9 protein-coding genes are annotated in these 12,856 nt (G+C 69.4%); 4 read left to right on the forward strand and 5 right to left on the reverse strand.

Annotated features, from left to right (window positions below):
• Positions 1-479: 479 nt before the first annotated feature.
• Positions 480-2,024: a serine hydrolase domain-containing protein gene (locus tag IG75_RS0112175; protein WP_245713192.1), complete on the forward strand. Its 1,545-nt coding sequence runs from the start codon at positions 480-482 to the stop codon at positions 2,022-2,024.
• Positions 2,025-2,243: 219 nt separating this feature from the next.
• Entirely contained in the window at positions 2,244-3,029 is a 786-nt protein-coding gene (locus tag IG75_RS0112180; protein WP_030521342.1) for a MerR family transcriptional regulator, read from the forward strand.
• Positions 3,030-3,081: 52 nt separating this feature from the next.
• Here the strand turns inward: IG75_RS0112180 and IG75_RS0112185 are convergent, their stop codons facing one another.
• The 3 genes from IG75_RS0112185 to metH form a co-directional block, all read right to left on the reverse strand.
• Positions 3,082-3,780, reverse strand: a complete 699-nt coding sequence (locus IG75_RS0112185) for an HAD family hydrolase (protein ID WP_036513653.1) — start codon at positions 3,778-3,780, stop codon at positions 3,082-3,084.
• A 111-nt stretch (positions 3,781-3,891) separates the two neighbouring features.
• A complete protein-coding gene (locus IG75_RS0112190) occupies positions 3,892-5,478 on the reverse strand; it encodes a serine/threonine-protein kinase (RefSeq protein WP_030521344.1) in 1,587 nt (528 codons plus the stop codon).
• Positions 5,479-5,794: 316 nt separating this feature from the next.
• Positions 5,795-9,391, reverse strand: coding sequence for a methionine synthase (gene metH / locus IG75_RS0112195; RefSeq protein WP_030521345.1), 3,597 nt, complete (start codon positions 9,389-9,391; stop codon positions 5,795-5,797).
• Between the two features lie 144 nt (positions 9,392-9,535).
• On the opposite strand from metH, the gene IG75_RS0112200 reads away from it, so the two are divergent.
• Positions 9,536-10,423: a PAC2 family protein gene (locus tag IG75_RS0112200; protein WP_030521346.1), complete on the forward strand. Its 888-nt coding sequence runs from the start codon at positions 9,536-9,538 to the stop codon at positions 10,421-10,423.
• A gap of 30 nt (positions 10,424-10,453) precedes the next feature.
• Here IG75_RS0112200 and IG75_RS0112205 read toward each other — a convergent pair whose 3' ends face one another.
• Complete coding sequence (locus tag IG75_RS0112205; RefSeq protein WP_036513657.1) at positions 10,454-10,759, reverse strand: hypothetical protein; 306 nt, start codon at positions 10,757-10,759, stop codon at positions 10,454-10,456.
• A gap of 214 nt (positions 10,760-10,973) precedes the next feature.
• On the opposite strand from IG75_RS0112205, the gene IG75_RS0112210 reads away from it, so the two are divergent.
• Positions 10,974-12,206, forward strand: coding sequence for an XRE family transcriptional regulator (locus IG75_RS0112210; protein WP_245713191.1), 1,233 nt, complete (start codon positions 10,974-10,976; stop codon positions 12,204-12,206).
• Positions 12,207-12,295: 89 nt separating this feature from the next.
• Here the strand turns inward: IG75_RS0112210 and IG75_RS0112215 are convergent, their stop codons facing one another.
• Complete coding sequence (locus IG75_RS0112215) at positions 12,296-12,844, reverse strand: M15 family metallopeptidase (RefSeq protein WP_051714532.1); 549 nt, start codon at positions 12,842-12,844, stop codon at positions 12,296-12,298.
• Positions 12,845-12,856 lie beyond the last annotated feature (12 nt).

Genomic DNA, 12,856 nt, shown 5'->3' on the forward strand with positions numbered 1-12,856 from the left:
AGAGATAACGGGTGAGTCCGGTCACGGACCGTTCGGTCTTGTTGCCGCGTAATACCGTTCACGCCCGCCGTTTCTCCCGCACCACGGCCGGGACGGGATGAGCGGTAGAAAAAGTGATCCATCCCAGGATGTTTCGACCTCCGGATGCAGCGGCACACACGCCCGGTTCCCGAAATCCCGGTTCGTCCGAACCGAACTCACACGAACACCTCCAGCCCCACTACCGGCCCGATCACCCCCACCACTCCCGAGGCCGAGCCGGACCATGGCCCTTGCCGCGCCGGCGAGACCCCGCGGTCGAGGAAGTAGCAGCCCACCGGAGACCCCGGCAGCGCGCGACCACCGAGCCGTCCCCGCACCACATGAGCGGCATTGGTGTGAGTCAGATCACTATTGAAGTTGACCTTGGGGCAGGGCGGAAGCTCGTCCCAGCGGCACGACGCCGACCGGGCACCACAGATTCGAAGGATTGAACCGGCATGTCCATCACCCTTTCCGACCACGACAAGAGCACCCTGCGGACCGCCGCGTACGGTGCGGTATCCCTGATGGCCGCCGCCACCGGCGACCCCCGCCGGGCCGCCACGAACGCCGCCCTCGCCCTCACCTCGGCGACCGGGGTGATCGGCCATGCACTCGCCGCGAAGCCCACGGAGATAGCCGTCACCGGCCGGACCGTCGCCGAACTCGCCGACCGGGTGCTGCCGGCCCTGGCCGCGACCGTGCACCTGCTCAGCGAGCGAGATCCCGCAGCGGCCGGCGACTTTCGCAGCACGATTCTGCTCGCCCTCGAAGCCGCACAGATCCACCCGGACGGGCCCGGCCCCGCCGCGGCGGAAATGGCCCGCACGATCACTGCGGCCCTCGCTGCCGGGACGGCATCGGACAGCGATACCGGGCCGGTGGCTGCCGGGCCGGATCGCCCGGAACTGCAGCGGGCCCTCCAGGAGATCGTCGATTCCGGCTTCACCGGGATCACGCTGCGAGTGCACGATGAGCGGGGCGAGTGGGTGGGCAGCGCCGGGGTGGCCGAACTGGGCGAGGCCGTGCCACCGCCGATCGACGGGCACATCCGGATCGGCAGCGCTACCAAAACCTTCACCGCGACTCTGGTGTTGCAACTGGTGGCCGAGGGCAGGGTCGGGCTGGATACCCCGGTGGTGGACTACCTACCGGAGTTCGCACTCGACGGGCAGGTCACGGTACGGATGCTGTTGCAGCACACCAGCGGGATCTTCAATTTCACCGGTGAAGTCTTCGACGACGGGGCGATCGTGGCGGGGATCCGAATTCCCTACGGCGCCTCGGGCGCGGAGTGGGCGGCCGACCGGTTCGCCGTCTACCGGCCGCAGGAGCTGGTGGAACTGGCGCTGTCCGAGCCGGCGCGGTTCGAACCGGGTACGAACTGGAGCTACTCCAACACCAATTACGTGCTGGCGCGGCTGCTGATCGAAAAGGCCACCGGGCGCTCGCTCGCCCAGGAGATGCGGCAGCGCATCCTGGGGCCGCTGGGGCTGTCGGGTACCGTGCTGCCGGACGCCTCGCCGGAGATCCCCGAGCCGCACGCGCACGCCTACTACCGCTACGACGACGCCGGACAGCAGCAGACCATCGACATCACCCGGCAGAACCCCTCCTGGATCTCCACCGGCGGTGACATGATCTCGACCACCCGCGACCTGCACACTTTCCTCTCCGCGCTGATGAGTGGCAAGCTCCTGCCGGCCCCGCTGCTGGCACAGATGTGCACCCCGCACCCGACTCCCCTGCCGCATATGGGTTATGGCCTCGGAGTGTTCGTGGTGGAGACCGACGGCGGCACCGTCATCTCCCACAACGGCGCGGCCGTGGGTCATGCGGCGCTGATGTACAGCACACCCGATGGCAGCAAGACCCTGACCGCGGCGCTGAACTGCGTGGACGACCCCGGCCTGTCCATCGCCACGGCGTTCCGGGACGCCCAGCAACGGCTGGTCGACGAGGTGTTCGCCGATTCCGGGGCTGCTCGCCGTGTACACCACTGAGGGCACTCGGCCGAAGCGCGGTCGAGTGGCTGCCGAGCGACCGTCATGGCTGTCGATCGGGACGCGCGGCGGCATGACCTCGACCGTGGCGGCATTCGGCACCATCGCCCTTGCGCTGAACCTCGGGTAGTCGACATGGTGGGGCGCCGGCTGCGGTCGTCGGGACAGAGCTCCCGCCGGTCGCGGCCGGTGGTCGCCGGGACAAGGAAGGCTGAACAGATGAAGAACGGAGTCACGATCGGGCAGGCGGCCGCGTTCGTCGGAGTGACGGTGAAAACGGTGCGGCACTACCACAAGGTCGGCCTGGTGGCAGAGCCGGAACGCGACAGTTCCGGTTTCCGGCGGTACGGGTCCGCGGAGTTGTTGCGGCTGGTGCAGGCCCGGACGCTGGCCGCCGCCGGGGTGCCGCTGGCCGAGATCGGGCCGCTGCTCGCCGCCGACCCCGCGGGGTTCGTCACCGCGCTGGCCGGCGTCGAGCGGCAACTCACCGAACGGATCGAAGAGCTGGTCACGCGGCGTGACACACTGCACCGGCTCGCCGACGGTGACCGGGCGCTGCTGGGCGACCGCGCGGTGACGCTACTGGAAAGGATGACGCGCCTCGGCTTCCCCGCGGACGAGGTGGCGACCGCCCGCGAGGGCTGGGTGCTGGCCAAGGCGCTGGTGCCCGACGGTTTCGACGACTACCTCGGCCATGTCGAGCACGCCCTCGACGACCCCCGCTACGTCGCCCTGATCCAGCGCGCCGCCGCGGCCGCGGCCTGGGAACCGGACGACCCCCGGATCACCGAACTCGCCAGCGCCGTGGCCGATCACTACCTCGCCAACCCCGACCACCTGAAAATCGTGACCGCCCTGCAGGCCCGCACCGATACCGCGGCCCGCTACACGCTGATCGCGCACCACGGCGAAGAACAGACACCGGCCGCGATGCGACTGGCGGCGCTCTTCGAGTCCGAGCTCCGCACCGCCGGGGTCCGTATTCCCGGGCCGGTCCACCGCTGACCGCCCGCCGGCGCGGACCGGCAGTCACGGGATGGGTCAGGACCGGGATGGGTCAGGACACTGCGGGATCGCCCGCGGCCGGCTCGCGGCAGGTCCGTAGCACCTCGTCGAGGTCGATGCGCGACAGGCCGATCAGGCTGTCCCGGTGCACCCGGGACGGATGCACCGGGACCGGGATCTCGCAGGGCACCACCAGTACCGCGCAGCCCGCGGCCGCGGCCGCCGCCACGCCGGTGATCGAATCCTCCACGGCCACACACTCGCACGGATCCAGGCCGAGCAGCTCCGCCGCACGCATATACACGGCCGGATCGGGTTTCCCGTGCGGGACCTCGTCGCCGCAGACCGAGACGTCGAAGCGATCGCGGCCCAGGGTCTCCAGCGCCAGCTCGGTCAGCGACCGTTTGGTGTTGGTCACCAGCGCGGTGGGCAGGCCCGCGGCACGTACCATCTCGAGCGCCTCCACCGCGCCCGGCCGCCACGGGATCGGCCCGCTCATCAGTTCCGTGACGCGCTGTTCCAGAAAATGTCCGGCCGCCGCCACGGCCGCGGGCTCCGGGTGCAGGCCGAGTTCGGTGAACATGATCCGCAGCGCGTTCGCCCCCGACGCGCCGATGAGTGCGTGCCGGATCTCCTGGGTCATCTCCCGGCCCAGTTCGCGCGCCAGCTCCCGCACACCGATATCCCAGAGCTTCTCCGAATCGAGGAGGGTGCCGTCCATATCCCACAGCACTCCGGCAACCCGGTTCATAGGTACGGCCTTTCGTCGCGGTCGATCACATGCCTGTGCCCGGGAGCCGACCCGGCATCCCCGGCCGACCCTATCGGCAGCACGGCCGGGGGAAGGTCCCGGGCGGGCGGCTCACTGCAGTTGGGACGCGGTGATCACCAGCTGTCCGCCCTCCGGCACCACCTGGAACGACCGGTTCTCCGACTGCACCGAACCATTGCTCATCGTGTAGGTGATGGTGGCGACGGCCGAGCCGGTGCCCGACGGCGTCACCGCGCCGATACTGATGGCGGAGATGGTCGACCAGAAGCGCGTGTACTCGGCGTAGCCGCCCGTGGTGGCCTGGTACGCGGGCGAGAGCTGGGACCAGGCGGCGGACGGGTTGCCGGGCAGCAGGCCGTAGTACCCGCGGACGAACTGCTCGACGCGGGCCGCGGACGGCGGACCGGTTTCTGCCGTGGTGGTCGGCGGCGGGGTCGTGGTCGACGGCCGGGCGGTGGATTCGGTGTCGGATTCGGCGGTGTCGGGGGCGAGCGCCTGCGACGTGCCCGGGGCAAGCGCGGCCGGATCGTTGGTGTCGTCGCCGCCGAGGGCATTCGCCAGCACCAGGCCCACAACCACCACCAGAATCAGCGCGGAGACAGCCGCCAGTAACGCCGCACCGGTGCGTTTCCGGGAGCCCCCGGTCTCTGCCGGAGTCTGGCCGGATGCGAGTGGGACGGCACCGGCGCCACTCGCCGGGACGGTCTGTCGCGGACCGCGGAAGGCCGGCGGGGTTGCGCCCGGCGACGGAACCGGTACCGAGGAGGGAGCGTCCGGAGACAGCGGGGTGGTCGCGGCCGCATCGGCGGGCAGGATCTTCGTGGCGGCGGGCGCCACCGGATCGACCGGTTCCGGTGCCCGCCCGGCAGCCACCTCCTCGAGCATGACCTGTGCCTCGTGCATGGTGGGACGGATGGCGACCTCGGTCGCCAGCAGGCGCATCAGCACCGGTCCCAGGGCGCCCGCGCCGGCGGGCGGTTCGACCTGTCCGCCGGCCACCGCGTGCAGGACCGCCAGCGGATTGTCACCGTCGCCGAACGGCGGGCGGCCGGTATGGGCGTGGTAGAGCGTGGATCCCAGGGCAAAGACATCGGAGGCGGGTATCGGCTGCTCACCGCGGGCGACCTCAGGGGCCAGATACGCGGGGGTGCCGGCCAGGAAACCTGTGGCCGTCACCGTCACATCGCCGGTGGCTCGCGAGATACCGAAATCGGTGATCTTCACCGTACCGTCGTCGCCCACCAGCAGATTCGCCGGTTTCACATCGCGGTGCACAATGCCCGCGTCGTGCGCGGCGGCGAGCGCGGCGGCCGCCTGGGCGCCGAGTTTGGCAACCTCGAGCGGGCCCATGGTGCCGTCGAGATTCAACCGGCTCGCCAGGCTCGGCGCGTTCATGTATTCCATGACCAGCCACGGCTGGCCGTCCTCCTCGGCGACGTCGAACACCGAGATGGCGTTGGGGTGGTGCAGGCGCGCGGCGATCCGGCCTTCGCGCAGTGCGCGTTTGCGCGCTTCGGAGGTCTGCTGTTCGGTCAGGTTGGGTCCGAGCAGCACCTGTTTGACCGCGACGGTGCGCTGGAGCCGGATATCGAGTGCCCGCCACACCACACCCATGGCGCCGGTGCCGATGGGATCCGTGAGCCGATACCGTCCGGCGATCAGCCGATCCTTGGTCATCTCTGTCGTGGCCCCTTCTGTTCGCCGCCGAGTCTTCCAGCACTCCGCGCGTCACAGGCGGCTGCCTACGGGTCCGCTCCGGCCCGGCGCGCCCGAACCGCCCGACAACATTGTCGCGACTTCTGATTCGGCGGTAACCTCAGCGGAAATTCCCGGAAATCCTACGCTCCGACGCCTGGAAGCCGCGCGGGCAGTAGGGGTTTACCGACCCCGTCGCACCCCGATCACCTGCGTTTTCGATCTCCGACGGCGGTCCGGAGCACCCGGACCGCCCCGCAAGTGACGACAATCACATTGCCCGCAGGTTTATCCGGGCTCAGACATTGAAGTACTTCGCCTCCGGATGCAACAGGACGAACGCGTCGGTGGACTGCTCCGGATGCAGCTGCAGTTCCTCCGACAGCGTCACCCCCAGCCGCCCGGCGTCGAGCAGGTCCACCAGTTTGGCGCGATCTTCGAGATCCGGGCACGCGCCGTACCCGAACGAGTACCGGGCGCCGCGGTAGCCGAGCGAGAAGTAGTCGGCGATATCGGCCGGATCGGACTCGGCGATCGCGTGGCCTTCCAGGGTGAGTTCCTCACGGATACGGCGATGCCAGTACTCGGCGAGCGCCTCGGTGAGCTGCACCCCGATGCCGTGCACCTCCAGATAGTCCCGGTAGTTGTCCTCGGCGAAGAGCTGATTGGCGTAATCGGCGATCGGCTGGCCCATGGTCACCAGCTGGAACGGCAGGACGTCCACCTGTCCGGTCTCGCGGGCACGCGCACGCGAGCGGATGAAATCGGCGACGCACAGGAACCGGTCCCGCTGCTGGCGCGGGAAGGTGAACCGGTGACGCTGCGGCGCATCGGGTTCCGGTTCGGTGAGCACCACGACATCGTCGCCCTCGGACACCGCCGGGAAATAGCCGTACACCACCGCGGCATGCTGTAGCACGCCCTCGGTACTGAGCTTGTCGAGCCAGGCCCGCAGGCGGGGCCGGCCGTCGGATTCCACCAGTTCCTCATAGCTGGGGCCGTCGCCGCCGCGCTGGCCGCGCAACCCCCACTGGCCGAGGAACAGCGCCCGTTCGTCCAGCAACCCGGAGTACTCGTGCACCGGGAGGCCTTTGATCACCCGGGAGCCCCAGAACGGCGGCACCGGGACCGGCAGGTCGGCGGCCACATCCGACCGGGCGGGTACCTCGACCGGTGTCTCGGCTGCCCGCCGCTGTTCGGCGATCCGGCGCGAGCGCTCGTGACGCGCTTTGCGTTCGGCCGCCTTCTCGCGCGCGGCCACCGCCTCCGGACTGTCCGGATCGGGACCGTCACCGCGTTTCTGCGACATGATCTCGTCCATCAGCCGCAGGCCCTCGAACGCGTCCCGGGCGTAGTGCACATCGCCCTCGTAGACGTCGGTGAGGTCGTTCTCCACATACGACCGGGTGAGGGCGGCCCCACCGAGCAGCACCGGGAACTGGTCGGCGACCCCGCGGGAGTTGAGCTCCTCGAGGTTCTCCTTCATCACCACGGTGGATTTCACGAGCAGCCCGGACATACCGATCACATCGGCCTTCTTGTCCAGGGCGGCGTCGAGAATGGTCGCGATGGGCTGTTTGATACCGAGGTTCACCACCTCGTAGCCGTTGTTGGACAGGATGATGTCCACCAGGTTCTTGCCGATATCGTGCACATCGCCCTTGACCGTGGCGAGGACGACGCGGCCCTTACCGCTGTCGTCGGTGGCCTCCATATGCGGTTCCAGGTGGGCGACCGCGGCTTTCATGACCTCGGCCGACTGCAGCACGAACGGCAACTGCATCTGCCCGGACCCGAACAGCTCGCCGACGGTTTTCATCCCCGACAGCAGGGTCTCGTTGATGATCTTCAGCGGCGGCACTTCCCGCATGGCCTCGTCGAGATCGGCTTCCATCCCGGCCCGCTCACCGTCGACGATGCGCCGCTCGAGCCGGTCGAACAGCGGCAGCGCGGCCAGTTCGTCGGCCCGTGAGGCGCGGGAGTCGGCCGTGGACACACCTTCGAACAGCTGCATGAGTTTCTGCAGCGGGTCGTAGCCCTCGCGGCGACGGTCGTAGAGCAGGTCCAGGGCTGTCTCCCGCTGCTCGTCGGGGATCCGGCTCATCGGCAGGATCTTCGAGGCGTGCACGATGGCGCTGTCCAGGCCGGCCTGCACGCATTCGTGCATGAACACCGAGTTCAGCACCTGGCGCGCGGCGGGGTTGAGCCCGAAGGAGATATTGGACAGGCCCAGCGTGGTCTGCACCTCGGGGTGCCGGCGTTTGAGTTCCCGGATGGCCTCGACGGTCTCCAGACCGTCGCGACGCGACTCCTCCTGCCCGGTGCCCAGGGTGAAGGTGAGGGTGTCGATGATGATGTCGCTCTCGCGCAGACCCCAGTTGCCGGTGATATCGGCGATGAGCCTTTCGGCGATGGCGACCTTGTGCTCGGCGGTACGGGCCTGCCCCTCCTCGTCGATGGTCAGCGCGACCACCGCGGCGCCGTGTTCGGCGACCAGGGCCATGGTCTGCTGGAACCGGGAACCCGGGCCGTCACCGTCCTCGTAGTTCACCGAGTTCACCGCACAGCGCCCGCCCAGATGTTCCAGGCCCGCGCGCAGCACCGGCGTCTCGGTGGAGTCGAGCATGATCGGCAGGGTGGAGGCGGTGGCCAGCCGGGACGCCAGTTCCGACATATCGGCGGCGCCGTCACGGCCGACGTAGTCGACGCAGAGGTCGAGCATATGGGCGCCGTCGCGGGTCTGGTCCTTGGCGATATCCAGGCATTTCGCCCAATCCTGGGCGAGCATCGCCTCCCGGAACGCCTTCGAACCGTTGGCATTGGTGCGTTCCCCGATCATCAGCACGCTCGCGTCCTGCCGGAACGGCACCGCGGTGTACATACTCGAGATGCTGGGCTCGGGGTCGGGCGTGCGGCGCTGCCCGATCGGCGCCAGCCCGGTCTCGACCTCACGGACCGCCTCGGCCACCTGGCGGATATGTTCCGGGGTGGTACCGCAGCAGCCGCCGACCAGGGCCAGGCCGTAGTCGGCGACGAACCCGCGCAGCGCGGCGGCCAGCTCCTCCGGGGTCAGCGGGTACTCGGCACCGTGCGCGCCGAGTACCGGCAGGCCCGCGTTGGGCATCACCGACACCGGGATGCGCGCATGCTGGGAGAGGTAGCGCAGATGTTCGCTCATCTCGTCCGGCCCGGTGGCGCAGTTGAGGCCGATCAGGTCGATACCGAGCGGTTCGAGCGCGGTCAGCGCCGCGCCGATCTCACTGCCGACCAGCATGGTGCCGGTGGTCTCCACCGTGACGTGGGTGATGATCGGGATCCGGCGACCGGCCCGCTCCATCGCCCGATGGGTGCCGGTGATGGCGGCCTTGACCTGGAGGAGATCCTGGCAGGTTTCGATCAGTACCGCGTCGGCGCCGCCGTCGAGCATGCCGAGCGCGGCCTCGGTGTAGGCGTCGCGCAGGTCCGCGTACGGCGCGTGGCCGAGGGTGGGCAGTTTGGTACCGGGGCCCATGGAGCCCAGCACGTACCGCGGGACACCGTCGGGGCCCGGCCCCATCTCGTCGGCGACCTCGCGGGCCAGCCGGGTCCCCTTCTCCGAGAGATCCCGGATCCGGTCGGCGATCCCGTAGTCGCCGAGATTGGGCAGGTTACAGCCGAAGGTATTGGTCTCCACGGCATCGGCGCCGGCCTCGAAATAGGAACGATGGATATGCCGCAACACCTCGGGGCGGGTGTCGTTGAGGATCTCGTTGCACCCCTCCAGCCCGCGGAAATCGTCCAGCGTCAGGTCCACGGCCTGCAGCATCGTGCCCATCGCGCCGTCACCGATCACGACACGCCTGGTGAGAGTGTCGAGCAACGTGGTATCGAACTCGGCGGAGCGGGAGGCAGACATGGATTCCAGACTAGTGTGCGCCTCTGTCACGGTGTCGCCCTACTTCCTGCCCTGTGCGGGCGGCCACAACCGGCGACGCCGCCGACAGGCGCGGCGGGACCGATACTGCGCGCCGGTGGCGCCCCGCCCCGTAGGCTGGCAGGGGTGAGCTCGAGTGAATCTCCGGTGGATCGGGAACTGCCCGCACTGCGTGACCCGGTGCTCGTTGCGGCCTTCGAGGGCTGGAACGACGCTGGTGACGCCGCCAGCGGCGCGGTGGAGCATCTGGAGTTGATCTGGGATGCGCGGCCGCTGGCCGAACTCGATTCCGAGGACTATTACGACTACCAGGTGAACCGGCCGATGGTCCGGCAGGTGGAGGGCGTCACCCGGGAGATCGTCTGGCCGGCGACCGTCCTGTCGGTGTGCTCCCCGCCCGGCAGCGACCGCGATGTGGTGCTGTTACGCGGTATCGAACCGAATATGCGGTGGCGGCGCTTCTGCGCGGATCTGCTGGAGTTCATCGATCAGCTCGGCGTGCAGACCGTGGTGATCCTCGGGGCGCTGCTCGCCGATACCCCGCACACCCGGCCGGTGCCGGTCACGGGTTCGGCCTACAGCAAGGAGGCGGCCGAGCAGTTCGGACTCGAGCAGACCCGCTACGAGGGGCCCACCGGTATCACCGGGGTGCTGCAGGACCAGTGCGTGAAGGCCGGGGTCCCGGCGGTGTCGTTCTGGGCCGCGGTGCCGCACTACGTATCGCAGCCGCCCAACCCGAAGGCGACGATCGCGCTGCTGCACCGGGTCGAGGACGTCCTCGATATCGAGGTGCCGCTGCGGGAGCTGCCCCAGCAGGCCGAGGAGTGGGAGTCGACGGTGAACGAGATGACCGTCGCCGACGACGAGATCGCCGAATACGTGCATTCGCTGGAGGAGCGCGGCGACGCCGCGATCGACGTCAACGAGGTGATGGCCAAGATCGACGGCGACGCCCTGGCCGCCGAATTCGAGAAGTACCTGCGCAGGCGAGGACCCGGCGGCTTCGGGCGCTGAGGGGGTACGCCGGGCCGCCGGGTCCTCGGTTCAGCCGGCCACCGACCAGATGCGGGCGGCGGCGTCACTGGCCAGTTTCGCGATGAGCAGTTCGCGTGGAATCGTCTGGCCGGTGAGGTGATCGAGCGAGGGAACCACCACGTGATGGGCATCCGCCCGCTGGAGTTCCCGGGTCAGTTCGGCGAACGCCGTCCCGTCGCCGGGACGCGATTCGTGGAACGTCGCGGCGAAGCACAGTCCTCGGGCCTCGGCCAGCTCACGTAGCGCGGCCTCCATATCGTCACCGTCGCCCGCGGCCAGATCGTCGCGTAAATACCCGTATACCAACGCTTCCACCCGAACCTCCTGAATCCTTCCCCACACGGGGGCGGGGAACCATTTCCTGCTCCGGGATCTCCTCCCCGCATTCGCGGGGGTGTTGCTTGAACCGGTACGAAGCCGGTCCTATTCGAGCATGGCCCACCCGTGACAACGGCAGAAGAGGTCATGCGGGGGACATCTGGATGCCCTCTGGGGTCCACGGAAAGTTTGCTGGTGCAATACTGGCCGCGTGACTGCTGCTGAAGATCGTCCGCTGTGGGCCATCCGGATGCGCTCGGAACGCGATGCGCGTGGGTGGTCACAGGCGGACGCCGTCCGCGCCCTGCGCGCCAAGTCGTCCCACAATCTCCCGACCGACAGCACCCTCCTACGCAATTGGCGGCGTTGGGAATCCGGCGAATCACGACCCGACGATTTCTACGCGCCCCTCATCGCGGCCGCCTTCGACTCGGTGGCCGCGGCATTCTTCCCGAAGGCCCGGCCGAGCCGCGACGACGAATTGCTCACCGCCACCGGGATGGACACGCTCGAATTCATGGGACGCCTTCGGATGTCGGATATTTCGACGGCCACCCTGGACGCGGTGCGGATCACCGCGCAGCGGCTGTGCTGCGACTACGCCTCCACCGATCCACACGAACTCCATCTCGAGGCCGCGGGCTGGTTGCGCCGGATCGCCGCACTGCTCGACAGCCGGCTCACCCTGGCCCAGCACAAAGAGGTCCTGGAGCTGGCCGGCTGGGTGGCACTGCTGCTCGGCTGTCTCGAATACGATCTCGGCCGGCGCAGCAGCGCCGAGGCCACCCGGCGGGCGGCCCGGTCGCTGGGCCAGGAGGCCGGGCATGCCGAGATCATCGGCTGGAGTTCGGAACTGGCGGCCTGGTTCGCGCTGACCCAGGGCAATCATCGCGGGGTGATCCAGGCGGCCGAGGCGGTTCCGGCGGAATGCGCAGGCAGCGGAGTCGGTGTGCAGCTGGCGGCCCAGCGGGCGAAGGCGTGGGCGCGGCTGGGCGATCGCACGGCCGTGGACGCGGCGCTGGCCGAGGGCCGCACCCTGCTGAACCGGCTCGGCCACCCCGACGACCTCGACAATCATTTCGTCGTGGATCCGCAGAAGTTCGACTTCTACGCCATGGACTGCTCCCGGGTCGTCGGCGACGATGCGCGCGCCGAGATGTACGCGCAGGCGGTACTGGCCGACTCGGTCGCCCTGGACGGTTCGGTGCGCAATCCGATGCGGGTCGCCGAAGCCCACCTCACCCTGGCCGTGGTCGCCGCGCGCAGCCGCGATCTGGAACTGGCGGTGGCCCAGGGACGGCGGGCGTTCGAGGCGAAACGGCGGTCCCTGCCCTCGCTGCTGTGCATCGGCAGCGAGGTGGCGCAGGAACTGGTGGACAACTTTCCGGGCGATCCGCGGACCCGCGCCTTCCTGGACGAGCTCCGGTCACTGTCGGGCGTCTGACTCCACGTCGGCTGCGCGCTACCCGACTCGGCAATCCACCGCTGGTGGTCGAGGGATCAGCACAGGTCACCTTTCGGCGCGGCCCCGCGTCACCGGTGCGCGGCATCGGGGACCCGGGCCGGGCATGCGGCACCCGGGAGGGTGGCGAGTTCGAAATGCCACCATTCGTTGTCGAAGGTCCGGCACAGCCCCCAGCGGTTGCCGTTGGTCTCCAGCCAGGCGGCGCCCTCCCGGGGGGCGATATCGACGGCCCGGCCGGTGACATGGGTGGATTCCTCCGGGGGCAGCACCCAGCGCCGGGTCTCCTCCGGGCTCCCGTAGGTGCGCAGACCCTCTTCCCACATCGCCCGCTGCTCCTCGGATGTGCGATAGCCCGAATTGATCGACATCGGCACCCCCTGGGCGTGCGCCTCCTGTTCGGCCATGGTGTAGGCCAGTGCCAGCAACGGGTCCAAGCCCTCGGTGCCCGCCGCGGCCACCTCGGTGAGCGGCGGGACCGGGAACGCCGGCGCGTGGGCGGGCGGGGCGGGCGCGGCGGTGGCGGGCGCGGTGCCCAGTACCGGTCCGGCGGCCGTGGCCGCCAGGATCGCGGCCGTCACAGCAATGCGGCGGGGCAGGAGGCGCGCGGGGTCGATCATGCCGGGAATCCT

Source organism: Nocardia rhamnosiphila NBRC 108938 (assembly GCF_000720425.1).
In the GTDB taxonomy this organism is placed as follows: Bacteria; Actinomycetota; Actinomycetes; order Mycobacteriales; family Mycobacteriaceae; genus Nocardia; species Nocardia rhamnosiphila.

Excerpts from the sequence above, each read along its gene's own strand:
- IG75_RS0112175 (WP_245713192.1), top strand. The coding sequence starts at position 480 with ATGTCCATCACCCTTTCCGACCACGACAAGAGCACCCTGCGGACCGCC.
- IG75_RS0112180 (WP_030521342.1), top strand. The coding sequence starts at position 2,244 with ATGAAGAACGGAGTCACGATCGGGCAGGCGGCCGCGTTCGTCGGAGTG.
- IG75_RS0112185 (WP_036513653.1), bottom strand. The coding sequence starts at position 3,780 with ATGAACCGGGTTGCCGGAGTGCTGTGGGATATGGACGGCACCCTCCTC.
- IG75_RS0112190 (WP_030521344.1), bottom strand. The coding sequence starts at position 5,478 with ATGACCAAGGATCGGCTGATCGCCGGACGGTATCGGCTCACGGATCCC.
- metH (WP_030521345.1), bottom strand. The coding sequence starts at position 9,391 with ATGTCTGCCTCCCGCTCCGCCGAGTTCGATACCACGTTGCTCGACACT.
- IG75_RS0112215 (WP_051714532.1), bottom strand. The coding sequence starts at position 12,844 with ATGATCGACCCCGCGCGCCTCCTGCCCCGCCGCATTGCTGTGACGGCC.